We start from the raw sequence: 25300 nt of genomic DNA, 5'->3' as shown, positions 1-25300 counted from the left end.
TCCCCGCTCGGCCGGAAATCATCGCCGCCGGCCGGGTGACACACTCTGCTGTGTGCCGCTGACTTTCGACGACCTCCTCACCCGCGCCCGTGCCCTCGTCCGCCCCGGCCGGCGCGCGGTCCTCGGCATCACCGGCAGCCCCGGCGCCGGCAAGACGACGCTCGCCGAGAACCTCGTACGGGAGCTGAACGGCACCGGGGAGCCATGGGTCGCGCACGTCCCCATGGACGGCTTCCATCTGGCCGACGTGGAACTGGACCGGCTCGGCCGCCGGGACCGCAAGGGGGCGCCGGACACCTTCGACGCGGGCGGGTACGCGGCCCTGCTGCGACGGCTGCGCGAGGAGAGGGACGGCGAGGTGGTGTACGCGCCCGGTTTCGAACGCGTCCTGGAGCAGCCGATCGCCGGGGCCGTACCCGTGCCGCCGACGGCTCGGCTGGTGGTGACCGAGGGCAACTACCTGCTGCTGGAGAGCGGCGCCTGGCCCCGGGTACGGCGGCAGCTGGACGAGGTGTGGTTCTGCGAACTCGACGAGGAGGAGCGGCTGCGGCGGCTCATCGCCCGGCACGAGGAGTTCGGCAAGGGGCACCAGGAGGCGGTGGCGTGGGTGATGCGCAGCGACCAGCGCAATGCCGAGCTGGTCGCCGCCACCCGGGACCGGGCGGACCTGGTGGTGCCGGTGGCCGCACTGCGCCGCCCGTCCCGTACGGGCCTCAACGGCTGACGGCACTCAGCGTCAGCGTCGGCTCCCCCTGCTTGTCTTCCGGCCCGATCACCGCGGTGAAGGCGTCCGTCCGGATGGCCAGTCCGTCCTCGGTCCACTCGGCCGAGACGGTGATCGGCTGTTGCGAGCCGTACCGGACCGCGAACACGTGGAGGTCGTCCGGCGAGTCGGGGATCGGGTCCGCCTCCAGCGCCGTCGAGCTGACCAGGTGCTTCCAGCCCTCGTCCGGGTTGCCGTAGCCGCGTGGGTCGGCGGCGAGAGCGAACGCGGCCTGCTCCTGGGCGAGTTCGGAGCGCGCGTCGAAGTGCTCGGCGCCGGTACCTTGCGGGTGGGTCAGCCGCAGGGCGCCCGCCGAGGAGACCGGACCTGCGGCGATGCGCCGCACCCGGTCGCCGTCGTCCTCGGCGTACGGCATCCCGGCCAGCAAGTACGGCGCCCCGTCGAGCCGTTCGACGGCGACCGTCGTCCACAGGGTCGCGCCGTCGGTGACGTACAGGGACCGCACGTGCCGCAGGACGTGGTCGCGGCCGACGACCGGCTTGGTGACCAGCTTGGCGGTCAGGCCGTCGGCCCGGACGTCGCGGACGCGGACCTCGCCCATGGGACGGCAGAACACGAATCCGTCCAGCGCGGGGCCGAAGCCGTGCTGCCGGTTCACGGCCGCCGGCAGGTAGTAGGTGCCGCCCGCCTCGACGAGCGACGGGGTCATACGGTCGTCGAAGGCCACCGAGACGGTACCCGCCCGGAGTTGGTGGCGTGCGGGCACGGTCGACGGCTCGCGGTGCCAGCGCGTGGTGTCCTGGATCTGCCAGACCAGCATCCACGCGAAGTGGCCGTCGACCCCGCCGTCCGGCTTGCATGCGTGCCGGGCCCAGCGGCTGTCGGCCCGGTAGCGGCCCAGGTCGGAGCCGATACGGGCGCCGAAGTACCGCAGTCCCAGGACCGATTCGAAGGCGGAGTGCTGCTCGCTGTAGCGCGGGCCGCCGTTGTCGAAGCCGCCGTTCGTCAGGCGGGCGTCGATGTAGCGGGCCAGCGCGTCGCCGTCCTCGGCGAAGACCGGCTCCCCGCTTATCCGGTGGGCCTGGGCGAGGAAGGACAGGGAGATCGGGCCGTAGTTGTTGTCGTAGGCGCCGCCGTGCTCGGGGGGCAGCAGGGCGCCGCGGTCGCCGACGCGGTGGGCGCGGATCTCGTCGCTGTACAGCTCCAGTGCCCGTGCGCGCATCAACCCGCCCTCGGCGTCCGGCAGATGACGCGCCAGCATCAGACCGCCGACCACGCACCCGATCGCCTGGTTGCCCGCCTCCTGCGGGTTGAAGAAGGTCGCCTCGGTGAGCCAGCGCCAGTAGCCCTGCGCCAACTCGAGCAGTTCCACCCGCTGTTCGTCATCCACGAGCCCGTCGGTCAGGTCGAGGAGGTTGACGGCCTGGAGCAGCGCCCACGCCGTGCTCGGCCAGTCGCCGATCGGGTGCGCGCCCGCTTCGAGTACGTAACGGGCGTACGGGAAGCGGGAGTTGCGCAGCTTCAGGTTCGGGTAGCCGGGGTTGTCCTCGACGTAGACCCGCTCGCTCAGATGGAAGGCGAGGCTGCGGTGCACCGCCTCCGGCAGGCGCGGGTCCTTGGTCCGCTGCCAGGCGAGCGCCAGCAGGGACGTGATCCCGAGGGAGGTGTCGCCGATGTCGTCGACGCAGTCGGGGTGTTCGAGGTTGCCCTCCGGCGTGAGCCGGACCAGGGCCTGCTCGACTACGTCGGCGAGGACGGCGTCGTACGCCTCGGGAGTGTCGGGCAGGTCGTGGAGCGGGCCGCGCTGGTGCGTGAGGTGCACGGGAGGGGGTGCGAGGTGCACGGGGATCAGCCCTTCATGCCTGAGGTGGCCATGGCGTGGGTCTTCGGGGGTCACACGATAGGTGCGGGCCTGTGGGCGCGCAGTGCGACGGTCAGTGTGTGCAGGCCGAGTCCGCCGATGTAGACACGGTTCCCGGTCGTCGCGTCGGTGCCACCCACCACGGTGTAGTCCTGACCCGGGTCGTACCGCAGTACGTCGCTGCGGTCCGGCCCGGCGAGCGGTTCGCCTGCCTCGACGTCGGCCTCGATCCGGATCTCGTCGTCACCGACCCGGTAGGTCATCGGCCCGGTCGTCAGGCACCAGCGCCCGTCGCCGATCGGTACGGCGCCCTCTGGCACGCCGCCGGGTCGGAAGGTCAGTTCGAGGGCCCAGGGCACCCGTGGTCCGCTGATGTCGATCCGCAGGTCGGCACCGTCCTCCCTGAGGTCCACCTCGACGCGGGTCGTGTGTGAGACCTCGTCCCGAGGCCGGTCCGGGAAGGCCATCGCGGCCGAGAAGCGTCCCTCGTCCACCAGCCGGTAGCGGCCGTCGTCCCGCCTCTCGTCCTTCGGGAGCGGCTGGTAGTAGGCGGCCGTGAGGGTTTCGGTGAGCCGGTACCGGTTGTCGGCGAGCTGTTGCATGCCGGCGGCGCGGAACGGGCCCAGGTCGAAGAACCCCCGCGAGAGGCGGACCGCGTCGAGGACGGCGTCGCCGGCGAACAGGCGCAGGAAGGTGGGGTTGCAGGCGAGGCCCGAGCGGATGCGCCGGTGCTCGGGCACGTCGGAGCCGCCGTACACCGCCGTGTGCGCGGTGGCCGAGGCATGTGCGGCGAGGCGTGCGGTGGTGAGGTACCGGTTGCGGGGAAGAGGTTCCGGCGCCGGTGCCGGCAGCGCGCGGCACAGGTCGGGGGTGAGGAGGGTCTGGGCGAGCAGGTCGGGGTCGTCGATGCCGCCGGCGGCCGCCAGCCGCGCCGCCCGGCTGAAGTCGCCCCGGCCGGTGCGGATCGCGAGCAGCCGGTAGTGCGGCAGGTAGAGCGCCAGCGGGAACGGGTGGTTCTGGTCCTGCCGTCGCGAGTGGACGGTCTCCACCGTGCCGTCAGGCCTGATGAGGTCCAGGGTCGTGGCGAGATTGCGTTCGACGGCGTCCAGCAGGTCGGCGCGGCCGAGCACGTCGGCCAGGAGCAGCAGCGAGGGGTTGGACACGTGGGCCGCGTAGACGGCGCTCCGTTCCGAGTACAGGCCCTCCGCGTCGATGTCGACGCCCTCGGCGAGCCACTCCTCGATGCGGTCGAGCAGCCGGTCGTCCGGGAAGGACCGGTGCAGCCGGGCCAGCGCCGCGCACAGCTCCCAGCGGTGGTTGGGGGTGTGCACCCCGCCGGCCAGGAGACTGTCGGTGGCGGCGCCGGCGATCTCGGCGAGCGCGGCCGTGACGTCGCTCAGTTCCAGCCCCGCGCCGACGGCGAGGACGTGCGCGTCGCACACGTCGTTGACGGTGAACGCGGAGTCCGGCGGTGACTGCACGTTGTCGCCACCGGCGAAGAGGCCGGTGGCGGTCTGCGCGGCCCGCAGGGCGCGGAGGTGGGTCATCGCGGCGGCGATGACCTGCCCGCTGCCGTGCAGTGCCGAGTCCGGGGAACGGTACGCCGCGACCAGAGTCTTCACCCGGCGTGCCAGATCGCGGTGGGTCACACCGGCGGGTTCCTCGTCGGGGCGGGCCGCCAGCGGGGCGGCCGTCCGGTCGGCGGCACGGGCCGCCGACCGGACGAACTCGTGGTCGAGCGGGGTGGGCAAGGTCAGTCCTTCAGTCCGGCATTGATGTCGGCGCTCATGACGTAGCGCTGGAAGACCAGGAAGATCACGATCAGGGGGATCATGGAGATGACCGATGCGCCGAGCAGTACCGACCAGTTGATGTTCTGCGCGCCGACGATGCTCTGGATGCCGATCTGCACGGTGAACTTGTTGGGGTCGTTGAGCATCAGCAGGGGCCAGATGTAGTCGTTCCACCGCCACTGGAAGGACAGGATGGCGAGGGTCAGCATGATGGGCCGGGAGAGCGGCACCATGATCCGCAGGAAGATCGCCAGTTCGCGGGCACCGTCGATGCGCGCGGCTTCCACGAGTTCGTCGGGAACCGTCAGGAAGAACTGGCGGAACATGAAGCATCCGGTCGCGGTGAGCACGGCCGGGAGGATGATGCCGGCGAACGAGTTGTAGAGGCCGAGGTTGCGGACCACCAGGAACTCGGGGGCGAGCATCACCTCGGACGGCAGCATCGTGGTGGCCAGAATGCAGATGAAGAAGACCTTGAGCCACTTGTTGTCGTACTTGGCCAGCGCGTATCCGGTGCAGCAGCTGACTCCCACCGTGAGGATCGTCGTGATCACGCACACGATGGTCGTGTTGATGAAGTACTGGGAGAAGTTGGCACTGCGCCACGCGGTCAGGTAACCCGACAGGGTGGGGTTGTGCGGAACCAGCGTCAGCGGATAGGAGAACAGGTCGCTGGCCGGCTTGAGGGAGCTGAGGATGAACCACAGCACCGGCAACCCGTACAGGCACGCCAGGATCCACAGCAGTGTCGTCGCGGGCACCGCCCGCCGGAGCCCACCACTGGCCGCGCCGCGGGGCCGCTTCCTGGAGACGGCCCGTCCGGGACCGGCGTCGACCTTGCGCGGCATGTCTGTGGTTGTCATCGGTTCTCCACCCGCCGGTTGACGATCAGCTGGATGATCGCGACGGCCATCAGGATGAGCATGAGCACGAATGACGCGGCGCTCGCGTAGCCGATCTGGCCCCGTTTGAAGCCGGTCTCATAGATGTACTGGACGAGCAGGTTGTTCGACGTTCCAGGTCCGCCGTTGTTGAGGGCGACGAACACCGGGTATTCCTTCATCGCGTTGATCGTGTTGAGCAGGATGACGATGAACGAGGTGGGCGCGATGCTCGGCAGCGTGATGCTGATGAACTGCCGCCAGGGGCCGGCGCCGTCGAGCGAGGCCGCCTCGTAGTACGACACCGGCACGTTCTTGATCGCCGCGATGAACAGCAGCATCGTGAAGCCCGTCCAGGCCCAGGATGCCGCGAACACCACCACCAGCAGCGACAGGTCCGCGTTCGACTGCCACGGAACGGCACTTCCGCCGAGCTTCTCGATGACGTAGTTGACCAGTCCGAAGTTCTCACCGAACAGCCACCGCCACAGGACACCCACGACAATGGGCGACAGAAGCCATGGGATGAAGAAGACGACGCGGGCGACCGACGCGCCCTTGGCGTGCTTGTTCACCACCAGGTTGGCGGCGAGCAGCGAGAGCGCAAAGTTCAGCGGCACGAAGAGCACGGCGTACAGCAGCGTCCGGGTCAGCGCGTCGTAGAAGGTGGAGTCCCCGAACAGGTTGTGGTAGTTGTCCAGTCCGATGAACTGGAACGCCCCCACGCCCGTGTAGTTCGTGAACGAGTAGACGAGCCCGATCACCGCCGGCCACACGAAGAACAGCGCGAAGAGCACGACATTGGCCGCGATGAGGACGAGTGGCGCAATGGTGTAGCGACTGCGTCTCCTGGGCGGGCTCACGGACACGTCCGAGGCGCGTTTTGTCATCTTCCTGACTCCGTGCTGGTGGATTGGATTGCTGTGGGCTCACGCCAGGAGCCCGGCATCACATGTGCGCCCGGGCCCGGGCGGCGGTGTCTCGACCCCGCCGCCCGGGCCCTGTGGCCTACGATCAGCCGCCGACCTGCTGGTTGTAGCCGTCCACGATGTTCTGCAGGGCCTTGTCCGCCGACTGCTGACCGTTGATCGCCTTGCCGAGCTCCGTCTTGGTCGGGTCCTCGGTGAGGCTCTTGCCCTTCAGCACCCAGTTCGTCTGCGCGCCGTTGAAGTAGCCGGAGATCGGGGCGTAGAGCGGGATCTCCTCGTTGTAGAGCTTGAACGCAGCCTGCGCCGCCTCGGAAGTGAAGGGGTACTTCGGGTTCAGACCGCTCTCGACCGGGAGGAACCCGGAGGACTCGACCAGCTCGGTGTACTGCTTCGGTTCGTACACCCAGGACATGAACTTCTTCGCGGCGGTGGCCGCGGCGCCGTTGTTGTTGAATCCCACCATCAGGCCGCCGCTGTTGACGTCGCTGGCCTGGACCGGCTCGGCGGGAGTCGGGACGCTCGCCCAGTCGAACTTCTTGATGCTCTCCGAGAAGGCGGCGACCTGCCACACGCCGGACCAGTAGGCGACCACGTCACCGCTCTGGAACATCGCGGCCGGGTCGGCGCCACTGGTCCACACCGACTTCGGCATGGTCTTGTCGTCGTTCAGTCCGACGAAGTACTTCACGGCCTTCTTGGTCGCGGCGTCGGCCGAGAACTTGCCGGAGGAGTCCGCGTGGACGTACTTCCCGCCGAGCTCGTACACCATGGCGCGCAGCCGGGACGGCGACTGGTCGAACGTCAGGGAGTACTTGGCGCCGGTCTTCTCCCGGACCTTGTCCGCCGCCTTGATGAACTCGGTCCAGGTCCAGGTCTTCTCGGGCGAGGTCGGGACGGAGACGCCGGCCTTCTTGAACAGCGTCTTGTTGATGAACAGGCCGGACGCGGTGACGTCCGAGGGGATGGCCAGCACCTTCCCGGACGAGTCCTTGGCAAGGAAGTTGGCGTTGATGTTGTTGGTCTTGTTGTTGGCGATGGAGCTGAGGTCGATCAGCTTGCTCGACCAGATCGGGTCCAGCGCCGGCACGGCCGCCACGTCGGGCAGGGAGTTCGCCTGCGCGGCGTTGTGCAACTTCGTCGTGTAGCCGTCGTAGGGGATGTTGACGAGCTTGACCTTGACGCCGGCTTCCTTCTTGTACTGCGCCACCAGCTTCTTCCAGCCTGCGTCCTGCCCCGGAACCGTGGAGATCCAGAACGTCAGCGACTTGGCGTTCCCGCCCGAGTCGGATCCCGACCCGCAGGCGGAGAGCAGAAGGGCACCTGCCGTGGCCACGGCAGCGAGGGGAACCACCCGGCGTATACCGCCGCGGCCGAGTCGGCGGGAGCGCCGCACACCCACACTGATCATCTTCGATCCCATTTCGTTCTAGGGGACGGAGCACGGCGCCGACCGATGCGGCACGGGTGCATTTTGCAGGAAATTTCACTTTCCGGGGGCACGGCCTCGCCCGGCCGCGTCGCCTTGACGGGTGGAGTCCCCGGCCATGAGGGCCGTCGTCGCACAAGCACGCCCTCGTGCGGCTGCCGTACTTCGCGTACGGGCGGGATGCTCACCCAAAGCCGGCGTCCCGTCCGGCTTAGAAAGCGCTTGTCCGGACATTGGCAGATCGAGTCGGAGGCCGTCAATCCTTCGCCCCCGCGGCCTCGGTCACGGTTTGGACTCCCCGGGCAACCGCGAGCCGCGCGGCACCCACCACGGTGCCCAGATCGCCGAGCGTGCTGCTGACCACCTCGGTGGGCCAGCTCAGCCGCTCCAGTTCGGCCCGGACACCGGGCAGGAGCTGCGGATACGCGCCGGTACTGCCACCCAGCACGATCAGTCCCGGGTCCAGGACCGCGGTCACGGCGGCGGCGAGCCGGCCGATGTCGGCGGCGTGCCGGCCGACCACGGCACAGGCCGGGGCTCGGCCCTCCTGCGCGAGTGCGAAGAGCCGCTCGGTGGTGCGCGGGCAGGGCCCGTCGCCGTCCTGCCAGGCCTCGGTGGCCCGGCGCAGCAGTGAGCGGGCGCCCACGTGCTCCTCCAAGGCCTCGTGGCGCGGCTCGCGCCCGTCGTCCCAGGGGTAGGGCAGCCGGGCCACCTCACCGGCGGCGCCGTTGGCCCCGCGCAGCACCTGCCCGCCGATGACGACGCCGAGGCCGATGCCGACGCCTATGCGCAGGTAGCCGAAGGTCCGCCGGCCCCGTGCCGCGCCCTCGTGCAGCTCGGCGAGGGCGGCGCAGTTGACGTTGTTCTCGAGGTGGACGGGCACGCCCGCGGGCAGCGCGACGGTCACGGCGTCGAAGACCGGCCCGGCCTTGGCGGTCGCGGGGCGTTCGGCGCTGCCCTCCCGGTCCCGGGCGGTGACGTCACCGACGGCCACCACGATGGCGCGCAGGGGGGCGCCGTCGGGCAGCGCGTCCAGGGCCTCGCGCACGGCGTCGGCGGCCCGGGCCCGGGACTCGGTGGCCTCGGCGAGCAAGGTGCCGTCCAGGGCACAGCCGCGCACCCGGGTGAGGGCGGGGCCGAGGTCGACGGCGAGGACGGTGCCGGCGGCCGGTCCGAGCCGGTAGACGGCGGCATTGCGGCCGGTGCCGCTGGAGGCGGTGCCGGAGTGGGCGGCGAGCCGGGCGCTCTCCAGTTCCGCGACCGCCGAGGACACCGTCGGTTTGGACAGGCCCGCCAGGCTCGCCAGCTGCGGCCGGGTCGCGCTGCCCGCCCGGGCCAGCACGGCGAAGACCGCGCTGGCGCTCTCGGTCAGGCGCGGGGCTTCCGCCACGTCGTATTCCACAGTTCTCCCACAGATCACGGGCCGCTCCCGCGTCGTGCGTGGCTGCGGGAGGCGGCGATGGGATGCCCGGCATCGCGCGTTCCCGCCCCGGTCCGGGACCGCTCCGTTGGTCGGGTGCGCGATGCCTCTTGACGCACTGTACTTCGTTAGTTAACTTCCTAACGAACTTCACGGTACTCGCCTGCCGTGTTCCGCCAAGAAGCCCGTCCCGGGGCTTCCCGAGTTCTCAACCTGCTTGTTTCCAGGCACGGTTCGCCCGCCGTCGCAGCACAGCGCAACGACGAAAGAGGTTCCGTGCAGGACTTCACGCCCCTCGTGGTCGGCATCGACGTAGGTGGCACCAAGACACATCTGCGCGCCTACGCGGGGCACGACCCCGTCGCCGATCACGTCCGGTCCAGCAGTGGCTGGCGGCCGCACGACCCCGTGGCCGCCGCCGGCTGGCTGGCCGCACTCGTCGCCGAGGCCCTCCCGGCGGGCGCCCGCCCGTCCGCACTGGCCCTCGGCGGGCACGCCTGCGAGACGCCCCGCCAGTGCGCACAGATTCGCACCGCTCTGCAACTGCACTTCGACGCGCCCGCGCTGGTCGTGGGCGACGCCGAGCTGCTCGCTCCCGCCGCCGGACTGGACAAGGGGGTCGGCCTGGTGGCCGGCACCGGATCCGTTGCCGTGGGCCGCCTGGCCGACGGCACGCTCGTCCAGGTCGGCGGGTGGGGTGCGGTGCTCGGCGACGAGGGCGGCGCGGCCGGTCTCGTCCGCGAGGCCGCACGGGCCGCATGGTCGGCCCACGACCGCGGTGAGCAGCCCGACGAGCTCGCTCTCGGTCTCGTCTCCGCGTTCGGCGTCGCCGAAGTGCCCGCGCTCGGGGACGCGTTGGAGAGCGCCGAGGACGTCTCCGCGGAATGGGGCCGGCACGCGCCGGTCGTGTTCGCGGCCGCCGAGGCCGGCTCCGTGCTCGCGCGCACCGTGATCACCGAGGCCGGACGGTCCCTTGCCGCACTCGTGGAGCGGCTCGCCGCGCGCGGGGTCGCCGTGGACGACGTGGTGGTCGCGGGCGGCACGATCCTCAACCAGCCCGCTCTGTACGACGCGTTCGCGTCCTCGCTCGCCACAACCGCGCCCGGAGCCCGCGCGCAGCGACTGCGGGAGCCGCCGGTGGAGGGCGCGGTGGCGTTGGCGCGCTCGATCCTGTGACCCTGCCGGCGCTCGTTCACCTGCGCGACACGTCTCCGTCGCCGGGCACTCGCCGACGGGTCAGGACCCGGCCGTAGATCTTCGCTCAAAGCTTCACGGGACACACCGGAATCGCACACCACACGCGTCCCACAGCGCATCTCTGATCGCACGATCTCTTCCCGGCCGTACGGCCGAACAACTCGAGAGAGGCACACGCATGCCGTCATCTGCCGGGCACCGCTCCCCCTCGTCGGCCGGTCGACTCGCCGTCGGCCGGCGGGGGTTCCTCAAGTCGTCCCTGGGCGCCTCGGCCGGTGTGCTGGCCGCGCCGACCTTCGTGTCGTGGCTGGGCACCGCGGACGCCAAGGCGGCCACGAGCGCCGCCGCGTTCGTCGACGACTACAAGACGAACGTCCTGACGAACCTCACGCCCGAGACCAACGCGGTCGTCCGGGTCCTCGGCGGCTTCGCGCAGATATGGAAGACGGGCGGCGCCTGGAACACCGGCGCGCCCCTGCAGCCCGACGTGCTGCGCGCCAACATGCGCTACTGCGCCCGGATCACCGGCGCCCGCACGGACGCCCAGGCCAAGGAGGCGTTCCTCTACGACCGCCAGCACCAGAGTTACGCGATGATCGCGGGTCTGGGTCCGCTGGCCGACCTGTACAAGGCGGGCGCCAAAGCGGTCACGTCGATCACCAGCGCGCCCGACGGCACCCCGGCCACCACCATCAGCGACGCCGTGCCCGCGGACGCCCCAGCCGGTTCCGCGCTGGGTGCCGGTTCGCACGACTCCGCGCTCGGCAAGGTGGCCGAACTGGTCGACACGGTGCGCGGCCCGTACGCCTCGGGCAACCCGGCCAAGTACGCCTTCCAGTACCCGCGGCCGTGGCGTATGAACGAGGACAGCGAGGTCGTCGACACCGGTGCGAAGGACGCGCTCGGCTACCCCGTGTACGACTCGAAGGTGGTCGTCGCGCCCCAGCTGCTGCGCCAGCGCGGCACGTCGGCGACCGACGACGGCGGCTTCCCCAGCGGCCACACCAACGCCTTCCACCTCGCGGCGCTGGCGTACGCGTACGCCGTTCCCGAGCGGTTCCAGGAGCTGGTGACGCGGGCCTTCGAGCTCAGCCACACCCGGATCATGGCGGGCATGCACTCCACGGTCGACGTGATCGGCGGCCGCATCATGGCCACCGCCCTCGCCGCCGCCACGCTGGCCGACTCCGCGAACGCCGACCTCAAGGCCGCGGCCCGCGCCCAGGCCCTCGCCTACTTCGAGGCGCAGACCGGCACGACCGCCGACACCCTGTACGCCTACGCGCACTCCGACGCGAGCGACGCCTACGCCGACCGGGACGCCAACGAGCGTGCCGTCGAGCCCCGGCTGACGTACGTGCTGACCCGGCGCGGCCGCAGCGAGGACCTGGCCGTACCGAAGGGTGCGGAGGTGCTGCTGGAGACGCGGCTGCCGTACCTGGACGCGGCGCAGCGGCGCGAGGTGCTGCGCTCGACCGCGCTGCCCTCGGGGTACGTCCTGCTGGACGGCTTCGAGCAGTGGGGGCGGCTCAACCTGTTCGCCGCCGCCGACGGTTACGGCGCCTTCGACTCCGACGTGACCGTGACGCTGGACGCGTCGGCCGGCGGCTTCAATGCGGCCGACAGCTGGCGCAACGACATCGACGGAGACGGCGGCCTGACCAAGAAGGGCAGCGGCACGCTGACGCTCACCGGCCACAACAGCTACACGGGCGGGACCGTCCTCAAGGAGGGCGTGCTGGTCGCCGCCTCGGCGCATGCCCTGGGGCACGGGGACGTCCGGGTGTCCGGCGGGACGCTGCGGGTGGCGACCAAGTCGTCGGTGCAGATCCACGGCACGTACGCCCAGGAGTCGTCCGCGCTGGAGGCGACCCTGCGTTCGGGATGCGGCCCCGTCCTGGAGGTGACGCGGCGCGCGGTGCTGGGATCGGGCAGCGTGCTGTCGCTGCAGCTCGACGCCGACAAGCCGCCGGCCGCGGGCACCACGGTGCGCGTCCTGGCCGCCCAGGGATTGCGCGGCCAGTTCGACCGCGTGGAGCTGAACTCGGACACGCTGCGGGCCGTACCCGTCTACACGACGGAAGGTCTGTCGGTACGACTCCTGAAGCGGTGACGCCCCGGGGGGCGGGAGCTGATGCGAGAGTGGGCGTATGGGGCGCCCCGAGGATCACTCCCGCCACCCCGCGGCCGGTGTCACCGCGGGGCGGATCATGGCGCACGAACAGCACTCGGTCCTCGATCCCGTCGCCCGCGACGGCGAGGAACACCCCCCGCCGCGGGCGACGGCGACCCGGCCGCCCGGCCGGCCCCACAGGCGGTGGCTGCTGCCCCTGCTCGTGTTCGTGCTGCTCGCGCAGATGGCCGCCGCCATGGTCACCACCGCCGTGCAGCAGACCCCGACCATCGACGAGCCCGTCTACGTCGGCACGGCCGCCGACTATCTGCACGAGCACCGGCTGCGCCTGAACCCCGAACACCCGCCGCTCGGCAAACTCGTGATCGCCGCCGGGGTGGCGGTCGCCGACCCGCACGTGGACACGGCGTACACCGGCGACCAGGGCGCCTTCGGGCGGCACCTGCTGTACGAGTCCGGGAACGACCCCTGGCGGCTGATGTTCTGGGCCCGGCTGCCCGTGATCGTACTGACGCTGCTGTTCGGGCTGGTCGTGTTCGCCTTCGCCCGTGAACTCGCGGGCGCCAAGGCCGGGTTGGCGGCATTGGCGCTGTACGCCTTCTCCCCCGACGTCATCACCCACGGCTCGCTGGCCACGCTCGACGTGCCGGCCGCGGGCTTCGTGCTGACGTCGGCATGGCTGGCGTGGCGGGCACGCCTGCGGCCGCGGCTGTACGTGCCGCTGTCCGGGCTGGCGCTCGGCGCGGCGCTGGCCACCAAGATGAGCGTGCTCCCGGTCGTCCCGGTCCTGCTCGCGCTGGCCGCCTGGTCGGTGTGGCGCGCGGGTTCGGCGGACCGGCGCAGAACCCTGGTGCGCGCAGCCGCCGCGGCGTTGGTCGCGGCCGCGGTCGCCGTGGCCGTCGTATGGGCCGCGTACTTGGTCGTCGATCCGCGGTTGCGCTGGTCGCCCGAGGAGCATGTGCCGTCCGTGCACGGGCTGAAGGGGCTGCTCGTGCAGCTGATGCCGTTCCCGGAGGCGTACCGCGACGGCATGCGGATCCAGTTCGGCTTCGAGAACTACCCGTGGCAGGGCTTCCTGTTCGGGCATCTCTACACCGGGTCCCGCTGGTACTACCTGCCGGCCGCGCTGCTGGTGAAGACGCCGCTCGGCATGCTCGCCCTGTGGGCCGCGGGCACGGTCGCGATGGTGGCGGTACGGCGGCTGCGGCCGGCCGCACCGTATGTGCTCGTGCCCGTCGGCGTGCTGCTGGCGGCGGCCATGACCGGGTCACGGGACTTCGGGACCCGGTACGCGCTGTTCGTGCCGATGTTCCTGGCGGTGGCCGCGGGCTGTGTGCTCACGGTGCGGTGGCGGTGGGCGCCGCTGGTGACCGGGGCGCTGGTGCTCTTCGTCGCGGTCAGCTCGCTGCGGACGTTTCCCTACTATCTGCCGTACTCCAACGAGGCGTTCGGCGGTCCGGGCAAGACGCATCTGCGGCTGCACGACTCCAACGTGGACTGGGGCCAGGATCTCGGCCGGCTCGCGGACCGGCTGCGCGAGCGGTACCGGGGCGAGCGGATCTGGCTGGTGTACAAGGGCAGCGGCGTGCCCTCGTACTACGGCATCCACGCGTCCGACCCGCGCAAGGTGCCCGCCTCCGACGTGCACGGGCTGCTGGTCGTGTCCGACTCGTCGGTGGCCAAGGCGCAGGGGCGGCTGGCCGAACTGATCGACAGCAGTCGTCCGGTCGACGAGGTCGGTCATTCGATCACGATCTACCGCCGGTGACACAAGTGCTCGGCGAGCAACCTGAGGATCCGCCCACAGGGGGCCGGATGCCCTCGTACAAGCCCTGGTCACAACGCTGTGTGAGCTATGTTGAAGCACTGTGGGAGACAAAGGAGGCGCACCGGTGCCATCGTCGCAGCAGGCGCGCGCACAGGCATCCGCGATCACCTCGGGCAAGACCGCTCCGGAGGCCGAGGCCGCCCCGGCCTCCCAGCTGCGAACGCTCTTCGACCGGCCCCGGCTCTCCCCGGGCCAGCGGCGCATCGCCCAGTACCTGATCGAGCACATCACCGAGGCGGCGTTCCTCTCGATCACCGACCTCGCCGAGCGCGTCGGCGTGAGCCAGCCGTCGGTGACTCGTTTCGCCGCGGCGGTCGGCTTCAGCGGCTACCCGGCGCTGCGCGAGAAGCTCCAGTCGATCGCCCTCGGCACCCTGGCCGGCGGCCCCGCCGCGACCGAGGAGAACGGCAGCAACGAACTGCAGGCGGCGGTCGACGCCGAGATCGAGAACCTGGAGAACCTGCGGCGCGACTTCGCCGACCCCGACCAGCTCATCGACGTCGGCCGCAAGCTGTCGGCGTCGACGCCCCTGACCGTGCTCGGGCTGCGCATCTCGGTCTCGTTGGCCGAGTATTTCGCCTACGCCGCACGCCGTATCCACCCGGACGTGCGGCTGGTGACGCGCGGCGGCAGTGTCGCCTACGACTCGCTGTTGCAGTCGCGTGAGGCGGGGGGCACGTGGGTGCTGGCGTTCTCGATGCCCCGGCACGCCCAGGAGACCCTCACCGCGGTGCGGGTCGCGCGCAGCGCCGGGTTGCGGATCGCCCTGGTCACCGACCTGGCGCTCGGGCCGGTGGCCGACGAGGCGGACGTCGTGTTCGCCACCGGCACCGGCTCCCGCCTGGTCTTCGACTCCTATGCGGCGCCGGGCGTGATCGCCGCCGCGCTGCTGCAGGCCATGACGGACGCCGATCCCGAGCGCACCCAGGCCCGGCTCGAGGAGTACGAGCAGATCTCCGACCAGCACCAGTTCTTCCTCCGGGACTGAGTCCCGCACCCCACTCCGGCCATACGGCATCACAACGGGATCATTCGCAACAAATCACGCATGAATGTTTTCATACGTCTTGCAAAGCGGACGGCATATATAAATACTGCTCACGCGTCACCCGGACACCCGAAGCCGCCGTCTCCTACCCGCGTCGGCGCCCGGGGTGTCCGGCCGGGCCTCGCCTGCGCGAGCGCCCGTGGCGGCCCCGGTCATCCCCTAGACCGGGGCCGCCCGCCCTCGTCGGACCACCCTCACGACGCCGCACACCGGAAGCGATGACCATGACACTGACGACGACCACGCGCATCACCTCGGACTGGCCGTGCCAGGTCAAGGCGCCCGGCTCCTACGACTGGGAGCGCTCGGCGGCGAGGTGGCTGCGTGAGCTGGTGCCGGCGCGCTACGCCAGCTACCCGGCCCTGATCCGCCACCCGGTGCTGCTGGCTCGTCATGCTCAGATCCAGGTCCAGCACGAGATCCGGGTGGCACGCACCGCGCTGCAGACCGCGCGCGCCGATCTGCCCGCGCTCGGCATGCCCGAGTCGGTCATCGAGCACACCATCAAGCTGTACGCGGCGGAGGTGCTGCAGCTCCAGCACATCGCACGCAGCGTCCGGGCGGTCTCCCAGGCTCTGATCGACTCCGGACGCTGACCCCGGAGAGTCCGGTTGCGCGGGGCATGATTCGTGCCATGCGTGGCACACGTGGTGACCATGAGCACCACCCAGTTGCGCAGGCGCGATCCGGTCACCACGGTGCTGACCTGGCAGGTGCGTCCCGGCCGGGAAGCGGAGTTCGAGGAGTGGACCCGCGGGATCACCCGCTGCGCCACACGGTTCCCCGGCAACGAGGGCGTCTCATGGCTGCGCCCCGAGGACGGCCACCGCTATCACGCGGTGCTGCGCTGGTCCGATCCCGGTCGGCTGGCGGACTGGCTGGAATCCGCCGAGCGGGCCGAGTGGCACGCGCGGATCGGGCGGATCGCCTCGGAGGTCGACGACGAGCGGCAGTCGACGACCGGCATGGAGACCTGGTTCAGTCTGCCCGGCACCACCGCGCAGTCCCCGCCCCGCTGGAAGATGGTGCTGACCACCTTCCTCGGCGCCTATCCGTGCACCCTGCTCATCCAGTGGCTGGTGACGCCCCGCACCACGGCCTGGCCGCTGCCCCTGCGCGCGGCCGTGTTCCCCATCGTGCTGCTGCCCGTGCTGACGTACCTGGTCATGCCGCTGCTGAGCCGGTTGTTCCGGTTGTGGCTGTACCCGCCGCCCGACGGTTGACCGCGGCGGCACGCCCGTCGTCCACCGCACGATCCGCGGCCTCTTCGTTCGAGTGAAGCCCAAGGGGACAAGCCCCCGATCAGACGCCCCTTCTTGTGCGATGCTCGACGCGTGACGAGCGAACCCGCCACGCCGGCGGAGTCCCGGACCGCTCCCGACACCGCCTCGCTGGCCAAGGTCGTCGCCAGGCAGCGCGCCGAGATGGACCGGCTGCGGCACCTGGCGGCGATGTCGGCCGTCCTGGAACAGGCCAAGGGTGTGCTCATGGCGCTGACCGGCTGCTCCCCCGGTGCCGCGGAGGAGGAGCTGCAGCAGCGTGCCGAGGCCGGCGCCCGCTCGGTGCTGGAGGAGTGCTGGATCACCCTCGGCAGCCTGCCGCCGCCGGGCGGTGCGGCCCCCGCGCCACGGCCCGCCGCCTCCCCCGAGTCCGCCGTGCCGCCCGCGTGGGACGACGCCGCCGTCGAGGGTTCCGCGGTTCTCGGCGCCCTTGCCACGGAACTCGTCCATGTCGCCACACCGCAGGATCTCGCCCACTGTCTGCTGGAGCAGCTCGCGCCCGAGGTGGGCGTCGACGCGATCATGATCTACGCGCGGCTGCCCGCCGGAGGACTCGAACTGGTCGGTCACATCGGCATAGACGACACGCTCGCCGCCCAGTGGCACCAGGTCCCGCCGCTGAGCGGGATCGCCGCCCTCGACGCCCTGCGGGCGGGCGAGCCGCGCTGGCTGGAGGACGTGGCGGCGGACCGGAAGCGGTATCTGCTGATCGGGGATCCGCCCGACCGCTGGTCGTCGCGCGCCTGGCTGCCCGTGCCGGCCGGCGCCTCGCCGAACGTGTGCATCGGCGTCCTGCGCACCCGTCAGGGGCGGTTCACCGCGAGCGAGCGGGCCCATCTGCAGGCCGCCGCCCGGCTCTGCGGCGGCCGTCTGCGCGCCTTCGACACCGGTCCGCAGGCCGCCGCCGACGCCGCCGCGGACGCCGTGCAGGCCGTCTTCGACGCGCTGTCCGGCGCCGCCATGCTGCTCACGCCGCTGCCCGCCGCGTCCGGAGGGATCGAGGACTACCGCATCGACGCGGCCAGTGCACAGGCCGACGACGTGGTCGGCCGCGCCGGGCGCGAGCTGGTCGGCCGGCGGTTCCGGGAGGCCTGCCCGGCCCTGGCGGGCGAGCCGCTGTGGCAGGGCCTGCGCAGCGCGCTCGCGACCGGGAAGCCGTACGAGAGTGAGCCGTTCGCGCATCAGGAGGTCGTGGACGGTGTCGCGGAGCTGTCCACGTACACCGTGCGTGCGGCACGGCTCGGCGACGGGCTGGTGGTGACCTGGGTGCGGCAGGGCTCCTCGGACCGGCAGGAGCAGCGCCTTGCGGACGTGCAGCGGCTGGGCAGCCTCGGCTGGGCGACCTGGAACCTGGTCACGCACGAGGTCACCTGGTCGTCGCACGTCTTCGCGCTCCTCGGCCGCGACCCCGCCGACGGCCCGGTCGGCCTCACCGACCTCCCGGATCTCGCGCTGCCCGAGGACGTGCCCGCGCTGGCCCATGGCATCGGCGAACTCCTGGGCGGGCGTGGGCCGTTCGACGTCCCGTTCCGGATCAGGACGGCAGGCGGGCTACGGCATCTGAGAGCCGTTGCCGAGGCCGTACCCGACGCGCACGGAACGCCCGTCGAGGTGCACGGCGTCGTACAGGACCTCACCGCGCAGCGCAGCGCGGAGCTCGCCCTCGTCGAGAGCGAGCGGGCCATCCTCACCCAGCACGACGTCCTGCGCGCCGAGCGGACGCTGGCCGGCCGGCTGCAGCACGCCCTGCTTCCGCTGCCCACCAGGCCCGTGCGGCTGACCGGGCTGCACGTCGAAGTCGTCTATCTGCCCGCCCAGTCGGGCATCCACGTCGGCGGCGACTGGTTCAGCGCCATCGAACTGCCCGACGGCAAGGCCCTGTTCGTGGTCGGCGACGTCGCCGGGCACGGCATCGACGCGGTCGCCACGATGGCCCAGCTCCGCTTCACCGCCAAGGGCATGGTCATCACCGGGTCCTCGCTGACCGGCGCGCTGGCCCGGCTCAACACGCTGCTGCTGCACTCCCGCGACTCCCACGGCACCGCGACGATGGTCCTCGCCCGCTACGACTCGACGGAGCGCCGTCTGGTCTGGGCGCAGGCCGGTCATCCGCCGCCGCTGCTGCTGCGCGACGGCCAGGCGCGCTATCTCGACCGTCCCGTCGGCATGCTGCTCGGTGCGAGTGCCACGCCGCCTTTCGAGGAGGCGGAGTGCCGTCTGCGACCGGGCGACCGCGTCATCCTCTATACGGACGGGCTGGTCGAGCGGCCCGGGGAGGGACTCGACCGGGGGCTGAAGCGGCTCGCCGAGGCCGTCACGACCCACCACACCGACGAGCCCGGCTCCCTGCGGCCGCTGCTCGCCGCGTTGTTGGAGGGTGAGCGGCGCGACGACGTCTGCGTGCTGGACATCAGGGTTCCGCGGGACCAGGAGTAGGCGGCGGCGCGGCCGGGGGGTGTGTCAGTCGTCGCCGCGATGCCGCCAGTACCAGAACGCGCCCACGACAAGAGCCAGCAGGAACACGGCGGGCAGCACCAGGCCCGGGATGCGGGAGCCGGTCATCGGTCATGGCTTTCGGGTCGGGACGGGCGGGACGCCACGTACGTCGGCCCTGTGCCCATATGGTGACGCGTGACAGTCCCTTGTCCAGGCCCTCCACCAGGTCTTTTCCCACCCGTTGCACGGTGTTCGAGCCTCCGTGCAGGCCCGCGCGTCAGCCGGTGCCGGAACCGGTCCGGGACTCCAGCGATTGCCGGGTGTCGTTGCCGTAGACGCCGGTCTCGTCGCCCCTGATGCCGTACCAGAGCTGGAAGCGGGCCACCGCGGCCTTGAGGGTGGCGTCGTAGGTGCCGCTGGTGGAGCCGTTGTCGTAGACATTCGGGATGCGCAGCAGGCGTTCTTGCAGGTCGGTCACCGCGGGGCCGCTGTCGCCCTCGCGCAGGGTGCCTTCACCGTCGGGGTCCGAGGCGCCCGTGGCGGTGGCGGTCGGGGTCGGCTCGGCGGACGCCGTCGGGTGGGGCGGCTGCGCGGCTGCGTCGTCGTTCCTGGCGACCAGCAGGAGGGCGGAGCCGAAGCCGACGACGGCGGCCGCGGCGACACCGATCGTGATGGCGGCGCGGCGCAGCCCCGGCCCGAAGCCGAACCGGCCTTCGGGGAGCCGTGAGTTGCGGTCGTCCACGCGCACGGGCGGCAGTTCCTGCGTCTCGCCCTCGTCCCAGGACCGCGAGTCCGGCACGGCGACGGACTCGAGGTCGCCGGCGCCCTGCTCCATCTCCTTGAACAGCTCCGCCAGGGCGTCGGTGCGGCGTGGGCGCAGGACGACGATGGGCTCCAGCGGTGGACGGTCGTGCGACCCGGATCCGGGCGGTGTGGGCACTGTGTTCTCCTTCCGTCCCGTGCTGACGGGACTCTCCGCCTTCCCCGAGGAGTGATACGCGGCCACCGCCCCGGGAGTTCAGCGCTCCCCGCACCTGCCGAACGATCGACATGCCCAATTTGGTGTATTTACTGAATATTTGAAGCGATGCATGCTAGAAAGCGCCGTCATGACGACTTGTTGGTCACGTCGCGGCTTTCTGACCGCAAGCACCGGCACCGCTTTCGCCCTCGGCCTCCCCGCCCGCTCGAGCTTCGCGGCGGCGGACGAGTTCGCGACCCTGCGGGCCAAGTGGCGGGCGCTCACCCTCGGGGAGGGGTTCAGCCCCACCGCCGAGCCGTTCAGGAGCCGGCTCGCCCAACTGGGCACCACCGCGAGCCGGTTCCAGTCCTCCATGGCACCGGCCCCCGGTTCGCTGTGGCCCGATCTGGTGTACGCGGATCCCGAGCCGGACACGGACCAGGAGTCGGCCGGCTACTCCGCCAACATGAACACCAGTTACAACCGCCTCAGCACACTCGCGCAGGCGTACTCCCAGCAGGGCACGGGCCTGACCGGCGACACGAACCTGCGGGACACGGTCCGGACCGGCCTCGATCACCTCCACGCCGAGGTCTACAACGACACCCAGACCTTCTACGGCAACTGGTACAACTGGCAGATCGGCGCCCCTCAGGCCCTGCTCGACGTGTGTGTGCTGATGTTCGACGAGCTGTCGGCGGCGCAGATCGCGGGCTATCTGGCCGCCGTCGACCACTTCGTGCCCGACTCCGCGGTGGGCAGTTACAGCGGCAACAGCACCGGCGCCAACCGGGTCGACCTGTGCCGGGTGCTCGCACTGCGCGGGGTGGTCGGCTCGAACGCCGCCAAGATCGCGCTGGCGCGGGACGCGCTCTCCCCCGTCTTCCCGTACGTCACCAGCGGCGACGGGCTCTACACCGACGGGTCGTTCATCCAGCACACCACCGTGCCCTACACCGGCACCTACGGCATGGTCCTGCTCCGCGGGCTCGGGATGCTGTTCGCGTTGCTCGCCTCGTCCAGCTGGGAGATCACCGACCCGAACCGGCAGATCGTGTTCGACGCGGTGGAGAACGCATGGGCGCCGTTCCTCTACAACGGGCTGGTGATGGACTGCGTGTCGGGCCGGGCGATCAGCCGCGGCCTGTCCACGTCCGGCACGATCCAACAGGACGACCATCTCCGCGGTCATCCGGTCCTCGCCGCGATCATGCTGCTCGGGCAGGGCGCGAGTACGACGGAGAACGCGCGCTGGCGCGGCCTGGTGAAGGGCTGGCTGCAGCGGGACTACTACAGCCCGCCGATGGACGACCGCTCGATCACCCTCCCTGCTCTGGCCCGTCTCAAGACGGTCCTGGACGACACCTCGGTCACCCCGATCGCCGAGCCGACCGCGCACCGGCTGTTCACCAGCATGGCGCGGGCCACGCACCGCCGAGCCGGCTGGGCCGCGTCGCTGAGCATGGCCGACCGACGGATCACGTACTACGAGACGGGCGGCGGCGAGAACCTGCACGGCTGGCACACCGGTTCCGGCATGCTCTACTGGTGGGGCGACACGTTCGCCAACGGCCAGTACAGCGACGCGTTCTGGCCCACCGTCGACCCGTACCGCCTGCCCGGCATCACGGCCTCGCGCAAGGTCCTCGCGGACGCGGCGGGCGGTGACTGGGGCGCCCCGGTGCCGGACGTCGACTGGGTGGGCGGGGCGACGGACGGGCAGCGGGCGGCGATCGGCCAGCATCTGAAGGGCCTGCTGTCCACGCTGACGGCGAAGAAGTCGTGGTTCTGTCTGGACGACGCGATCGTCTGTCTCGGCGCCGGGATCAGGTGCACCGACGGGACGGCCGTGGAGTCGACGGTGGAGAACCGCAACCTCGGCCCGACCGGCAACGCACCCTTCATCGTGGACGGCACCGCCAAGCCGGCGACCTACCCCTGGTCGGAGTCGCTCACCGGCGCCGAGTGGGCGCACATCGGCGGTCACGGCGGCTATGTGTTTCCCGGCGGCGCGGCCGTGGAGGCGCTGCGCGACGCGCGGGACGGCAGCTGGAACTCGATCAACACGGGGGGTTCGACAGCCGTCCTGAACCGCAAGTACCTGACGATGTACGTCGACCACGGCACCGACCCGGCGAACGCGACGTACGCCTACGTCCTGCTGCCCGGCGCGAGCTCCGCACAGACCGCGGCACGGGCCGCCGACACGACCTGGCTGACCGTCCTCGCCAACACCGACGACCAGCAGGGGATCGGTGTGCCCCCGCTCGGCTTCACCGGCGTCAACTTCTGGTCCGGCGGCACGGTCGGAGCGCTCGTCGCGAGCGATCCGTGCTGCGTGATGATCAGCGAGCGGAGCGACGGCACGGCGGTGATCTGCGTCAGCGATCCGACGCGGATGCGGACGAGCCTGACGCTCACCTGGAACCGGGCGGTCTCCGCGGTGATCTCACAGCCGCCCACCCTGACCTCGGCGACGACGGGCTCCGCACTGCAGCTCACCTTCGGCGACCTGAGCACGACGGCGGGCGTCACGCAGAGGATCACCGTCACGTTGGTGTGAGGACTCTTCAGCCCCGACGGGAGCACTGAGTTCCCTGCCAGCGGTGCACTGAGTGCCATCAGTGCGTTTGGGGTGCTACGTTCCCGTCCATGAAGACGGAGGCGGCGGCCGGGAAGCCACCGATGCGGGACGCACTGGTGGCGGCGGCGTTCCAGCTGTTCCTGGAGCGGGGCTACGAGCAGACGACCGTCGACGACATCGTGGCGCTGGCCGGCGTGGGACGGCGGTCGTTCTTCCGCTACTTCCCCTCCAAGGAGGACGTGGTCTTCCCCGACCACGAGCGCTGCCTGGCCGACATGACGGCGTTCCTCGCCGAAAGCGCGGACGAGGACGAGCCCGTGCAGCGGGTCTGCGACGCGGCCCGGCTGGTGCTGCGGATGTACGCCGAGAACCCGACCTTCTCCGTGCAGCGCTACCGGCTGACCAAGAAGGTGCCCGGGCTGCGGGCGTACGAGCTGTCGGTGGTGTGGCGCTACGAGCGCGCCCTCGCCGAGTATCTGCGCGCCCGCTTCGCCGCCCGGCGCGGCGGCACCCTGCAGGCCGACGTGATCGCGGCCGCGGTGGTGGCGGCGCACAACAACGCACTGCGGTCCTGGCTGCGTTCGGACGGCGAGGGCGACTCCGAGGCCGCGGTCGACCACGCCCTGGGCTATGTGCAGTCGGCCTTCGGCGCGCCGCCCGCGCACCGCGGCGGCGAGGAGCCCGAGGACGTGGTGGTCGTCGTCTCCCGGCGCGACACACCCCTGTGGCGGGTCGTCCAGGAAATCGAGTCCGCTCTTGGTCGGAATTGAGGGTACGCAGTGCCTTTACCTGTGGCACTGAGTGCCATACATTGAGGTCGTGCACGGTGGCACGGCGAACCGCGCACGTGCGTGCACGGGCACCCGCGCACGCGGGATTCCGGCCGAGCGCAGGGAGTTGACCAGCGTGTACCACCACTCAGGAAGCGTTGTTCGTGAGGCAGCCGGCTCCGCGACGGGGCTGCTCGACGCCGCGAAGTCCGACTCGGACGCCATCCTCTTCCAGCGCTGCACCTGGTGCGGCACCGCCATGTACCACCGGCTGCTGTGTCCGGTCTGCCAGGGCGGTGACCTGCGGACGGAGCGCAGCGAGGGCGTGGGCACGGTCCGCCACTCGACGATCGTGCACCGCAACACTCCCGCCGCGCGCAATGTGTCGCTCGTCGAGATGACCGAGGGCTTCGTCGTACGCGGTCGGGTCATGGGCCCGCCGATCGGCATCCACAGCGGTGACCGGGTACGGCTGTCGACGGCCAAGGACCCGGTCCGCGGCGAGCCGGTCTTCCAGCTGGTCGACGAGCCCTACCGCGCCTGGACCTGACGCTCCGCCACCCCGGGCACCACATCCCGTACGGCCACGGGACGCCCCGTGTCGAAGCACCGGTTGGCGGCGAGGCCCACCGCCAGGGCCAGGGCGCCGTCGCGTTCGGTGGCCGTGGGATGCGCAGCCCCGCCCTGATCCGCCCCACCCGCATCGGCCGCACCGGAGTCCACGGGTCCGAACAGTGCGTCGAGCATGCGGGGGTCTCCCCCGCCGTGGGCCTCGTGGGCGACGTCGAGCGGGACCTCGACCGGCGGTCGCCACAGCGGGCGCAGGGTGAGCCGGGCGCCGCCCGCGTGTTCCGCGGCCGTGTCGCCGTGCAGGGCTCCGCTGTCCGAGGCGACGCGAGTCTGCGGCTGCGCCCAGCGGCTCTCCTCGACCTCCAGCTCCAGACGGCCGGCGCTGCCGTTGAACATGACCCGGTAGCCCTCCCACGGGGAGTAGGCGGTGAGGTGGTACGTCATCGTCGCCCCGCGCGTGTAGCGGACCAGGACCGCCATGTCGTCCTCGATGGTGACCGGGCCGCCGAAGACGTTGCGGTCACGGAGGTAGCCGTCGTCCTGCTCGGCGTCGAGGTAGAGGGCGCGCAGGGTGTCGTTGGCGGCCAGGTCCAGCGCGAAGGGGTCGTCGGCGGCCGGTTCGGCGCCGTGGGCGCGGTCGTAGTCCCGGCGCAGTCCGTGGCGTTCGCCCGCCGCGCGGCCGTAGAAGCCGAGGCGTCCGTAGCCGAAGACCTCGTGCGGCTCGTCGGCGAGCCACCAGTTGACCAGGTCGAAGTGGTGGCTGGACTTGTGGACCATCAGGCCGCCGCTGTTGTTCTTCTCGCGGTGCCAGCGGCGGAAGTAGTCGGCGCCGTGCCGCACGTCGAGGACCCACTCGAAGTGGACGGAGAGGATCTCGCCGATCGCGCCGTCGGCGAGCAGGGCGCGCACCTTCTCGTGGACCGGGTTGAAGCGGTAGTTGAAGGCGACGGTGAGTGAGTTGCCGGTGGCCCGCACCGTGTCGAGGATGCGGGCGCAGCGGGCCGCGTCGACGGTCATCGGCTTCTCGGTGACCACGCGGCAGCCCGCCTGCAGGGCCGGGACGATATAGCGGTCGTGGGCCGCGTCGACGGTGGTGACGACGACCTCGTCGATGTCCTCCTTGGCGAGCAGGTCGGCGAAGCCGTCCGGCTCCCAGGTCGTGGCGGCGGGTTCGCCGGCGGCGGTCAACAGCCTGTTGTGGAAGGCCATTCGGGTCGGGTTCGGGTCGCACAGGGCGGCCACGCGGTGGGCGGGGCGTGCGGCGAGGCCGCGGGTGAAGGTCTGGGCACGGTGGCCGGTGCCGACGATCGCGGCGCGCAACGGGGTTCGGCTCATGCGGGTGCCCTATCCCCGGGACCGGGCGTGCATGCCTCCTCGGCCGGGTTGGCCTGATCGCATCCCCGGACACCCGCCGGTTGCCCGGACACAGGCAACCCACAGACTCCCGTTGCCGTCCTC

General features: G+C 71.2%; 19 protein-coding genes. 11 read left to right on the top strand and 8 right to left on the bottom strand.

Going from position 1 to position 25300, the window contains the following annotated elements; translation table 11 throughout:
• Nucleotides 1-52 precede the first annotated feature (52 nt).
• Nucleotides 53-724: a nucleoside/nucleotide kinase family protein gene (locus ACFY1L_RS32020; RefSeq protein WP_388831779.1), complete on the top strand. Its 672-nt coding sequence runs from the start codon at nt 53-55 to the stop codon at nt 722-724.
• On the opposite strand, the gene ACFY1L_RS32015 is transcribed toward ACFY1L_RS32020, so the two are convergent.
• From ACFY1L_RS32015 to ACFY1L_RS31990, 6 genes are all read right to left on the bottom strand, one after another.
• Nucleotides 714-2546, bottom strand: coding sequence for a hypothetical protein (locus tag ACFY1L_RS32015; RefSeq protein WP_388831900.1), 1833 nt, complete (start codon nt 2544-2546; stop codon nt 714-716). The genes ACFY1L_RS32020 and ACFY1L_RS32015 overlap by 11 nt on opposite strands.
• Before the next feature lie 71 nt (nt 2547-2617).
• Nucleotides 2618-4336, bottom strand: coding sequence for a hypothetical protein (locus tag ACFY1L_RS32010; protein WP_388831777.1), 1719 nt, complete (start codon nt 4334-4336; stop codon nt 2618-2620).
• A gap of 2 nt (nt 4337-4338) precedes the next feature.
• Nucleotides 4339-5241 carry a carbohydrate ABC transporter permease gene (locus ACFY1L_RS32005; protein WP_388831775.1) on the bottom strand — a complete coding sequence of 301 codons (903 nt, stop codon included), beginning with the start codon at nt 5239-5241 and terminating at the stop codon, nt 4339-4341.
• Nucleotides 5238-6149 (bottom strand): carbohydrate ABC transporter permease, encoded by a 912-nt coding sequence (locus tag ACFY1L_RS32000; protein ID WP_388831773.1) that lies wholly within the window; start codon nt 6147-6149, stop codon nt 5238-5240. The genes ACFY1L_RS32005 and ACFY1L_RS32000 overlap by 4 nt, the downstream gene beginning before the upstream one ends.
• A gap of 124 nt (nt 6150-6273) precedes the next feature.
• Nucleotides 6274-7596 (bottom strand): ABC transporter substrate-binding protein, encoded by a 1323-nt coding sequence (locus tag ACFY1L_RS31995; RefSeq protein WP_388831771.1) that lies wholly within the window; start codon nt 7594-7596, stop codon nt 6274-6276.
• Nucleotides 7597-7870: 274 nt separating this feature from the next.
• On the bottom strand, nt 7871-9004 hold the full coding sequence (locus tag ACFY1L_RS31990) for an ROK family transcriptional regulator (protein WP_388831769.1): 1134 nt from the start codon (nt 9002-9004) through the stop codon (nt 7871-7873).
• Nucleotides 9005-9310: 306 nt separating this feature from the next.
• On the opposite strand from ACFY1L_RS31990, the gene ACFY1L_RS31985 reads away from it, so the two are divergent.
• The 7 genes from ACFY1L_RS31985 (at nt 9311) to ACFY1L_RS31955 (ending at nt 18957) form a co-directional block, all read left to right on the top strand.
• Nucleotides 9311-10210, top strand: coding sequence for an N-acetylglucosamine kinase (locus ACFY1L_RS31985; protein WP_388831767.1), 900 nt, complete (start codon nt 9311-9313; stop codon nt 10208-10210).
• 199 nt (nt 10211-10409) lie between these two features.
• Nucleotides 10410-12344 (top strand): phosphatase PAP2 family protein, encoded by a 1935-nt coding sequence (locus ACFY1L_RS31980; RefSeq protein ID WP_388831765.1) that lies wholly within the window; start codon nt 10410-10412, stop codon nt 12342-12344.
• A 37-nt stretch (nt 12345-12381) separates the two neighbouring features.
• Nucleotides 12382-14133: an ArnT family glycosyltransferase gene (locus tag ACFY1L_RS31975; RefSeq protein WP_388831763.1), complete on the top strand. Its 1752-nt coding sequence runs from the start codon at nt 12382-12384 to the stop codon at nt 14131-14133.
• A gap of 124 nt (nt 14134-14257) precedes the next feature.
• Complete coding sequence (locus tag ACFY1L_RS31970) at nt 14258-15181, top strand: MurR/RpiR family transcriptional regulator (RefSeq protein ID WP_388831761.1); 924 nt, start codon at nt 14258-14260, stop codon at nt 15179-15181.
• Between the two features lie 278 nt (nt 15182-15459).
• Nucleotides 15460-15837 (top strand): hypothetical protein, encoded by a 378-nt coding sequence (locus ACFY1L_RS31965; RefSeq protein WP_388831759.1) that lies wholly within the window; start codon nt 15460-15462, stop codon nt 15835-15837.
• A gap of 60 nt (nt 15838-15897) precedes the next feature.
• A complete protein-coding gene (locus ACFY1L_RS31960; RefSeq protein WP_388831757.1) occupies nt 15898-16464 on the top strand; it encodes an antibiotic biosynthesis monooxygenase in 567 nt (188 codons plus the stop codon).
• Between the two features lie 201 nt (nt 16465-16665).
• Nucleotides 16666-18957 carry a SpoIIE family protein phosphatase gene (locus tag ACFY1L_RS31955; protein WP_388831898.1) on the top strand — a complete coding sequence of 764 codons (2292 nt, stop codon included), beginning with the start codon at nt 16666-16668 and terminating at the stop codon, nt 18955-18957.
• Nucleotides 18958-19234: 277 nt separating this feature from the next.
• On the opposite strand, the gene ACFY1L_RS31950 is transcribed toward ACFY1L_RS31955, so the two are convergent.
• Nucleotides 19235-19897 (bottom strand): peptidoglycan-binding protein, encoded by a 663-nt coding sequence (locus tag ACFY1L_RS31950; RefSeq protein WP_388831755.1) that lies wholly within the window; start codon nt 19895-19897, stop codon nt 19235-19237.
• A 169-nt stretch (nt 19898-20066) separates the two neighbouring features.
• Here ACFY1L_RS31950 and ACFY1L_RS31945 point away from each other — a divergent pair, with 169 nt between their 5' ends.
• The 3 genes from ACFY1L_RS31945 to ACFY1L_RS31935 all read left to right on the top strand — a co-directional run bounded on the left by ACFY1L_RS31945 (nt 20067) and on the right by ACFY1L_RS31935 (nt 23822).
• Nucleotides 20067-22481, top strand: coding sequence for a polysaccharide lyase 8 family protein (locus ACFY1L_RS31945; RefSeq protein ID WP_388831753.1), 2415 nt, complete (start codon nt 20067-20069; stop codon nt 22479-22481).
• 122 nt (nt 22482-22603) lie between these two features.
• Entirely contained in the window at nt 22604-23272 is a 669-nt protein-coding gene (locus tag ACFY1L_RS31940; RefSeq protein WP_388831896.1) for a TetR family transcriptional regulator, read from the top strand.
• 136 nt (nt 23273-23408) lie between these two features.
• Entirely contained in the window at nt 23409-23822 is a 414-nt protein-coding gene (locus ACFY1L_RS31935; protein WP_388831894.1) for a Zn-ribbon domain-containing OB-fold protein, read from the top strand.
• Here ACFY1L_RS31935 and ACFY1L_RS31930 read toward each other — a convergent pair.
• Nucleotides 23804-25177, bottom strand: coding sequence for a Gfo/Idh/MocA family protein (locus tag ACFY1L_RS31930; protein ID WP_388831751.1), 1374 nt, complete (start codon nt 25175-25177; stop codon nt 23804-23806). The genes ACFY1L_RS31935 and ACFY1L_RS31930 overlap by 19 nt on opposite strands.
• Nucleotides 25178-25300 lie beyond the last annotated feature (123 nt).

Source organism: Streptomyces sp. NPDC001663, assembly GCF_042893105.1.
GTDB lineage: Bacteria > Actinomycetota > Actinomycetes > Streptomycetales > Streptomycetaceae > Streptomyces.
The sequence above is the reverse complement of the archived record's forward strand: the minus strand, read 5'-3'. Positions and strand labels throughout refer to the sequence as shown.

Excerpts from the sequence above, each read along its gene's own strand:
- ACFY1L_RS31980 (WP_388831765.1), top strand. The coding sequence starts at position 10,410 with ATGCCGTCATCTGCCGGGCACCGCTCCCCCTCGTCGGCCGGTCGACTC.
- ACFY1L_RS31995 (WP_388831771.1), bottom strand. The coding sequence starts at position 7,596 with ATGATCAGTGTGGGTGTGCGGCGCTCCCGCCGACTCGGCCGCGGCGGT.
- ACFY1L_RS31960 (WP_388831757.1), top strand. The coding sequence starts at position 15,898 with ATGAGCACCACCCAGTTGCGCAGGCGCGATCCGGTCACCACGGTGCTG.
- ACFY1L_RS31975 (WP_388831763.1), top strand. The coding sequence starts at position 12,382 with ATGGGGCGCCCCGAGGATCACTCCCGCCACCCCGCGGCCGGTGTCACC.
- ACFY1L_RS31945 (WP_388831753.1), top strand. The coding sequence starts at position 20,067 with ATGACGACTTGTTGGTCACGTCGCGGCTTTCTGACCGCAAGCACCGGC.
- ACFY1L_RS32005 (WP_388831775.1), bottom strand. The coding sequence starts at position 5,241 with ATGACAACCACAGACATGCCGCGCAAGGTCGACGCCGGTCCCGGACGG.
- ACFY1L_RS32000 (WP_388831773.1), bottom strand. The coding sequence starts at position 6,149 with ATGACAAAACGCGCCTCGGACGTGTCCGTGAGCCCGCCCAGGAGACGC.
- ACFY1L_RS31940 (WP_388831896.1), top strand. The coding sequence starts at position 22,604 with ATGCGGGACGCACTGGTGGCGGCGGCGTTCCAGCTGTTCCTGGAGCGG.
- ACFY1L_RS31955 (WP_388831898.1), top strand. The coding sequence starts at position 16,666 with ATGGACCGGCTGCGGCACCTGGCGGCGATGTCGGCCGTCCTGGAACAG.
- ACFY1L_RS31930 (WP_388831751.1), bottom strand. The coding sequence starts at position 25,177 with ATGAGCCGAACCCCGTTGCGCGCCGCGATCGTCGGCACCGGCCACCGT.
- ACFY1L_RS31965 (WP_388831759.1), top strand. The coding sequence starts at position 15,460 with ATGACCATGACACTGACGACGACCACGCGCATCACCTCGGACTGGCCG.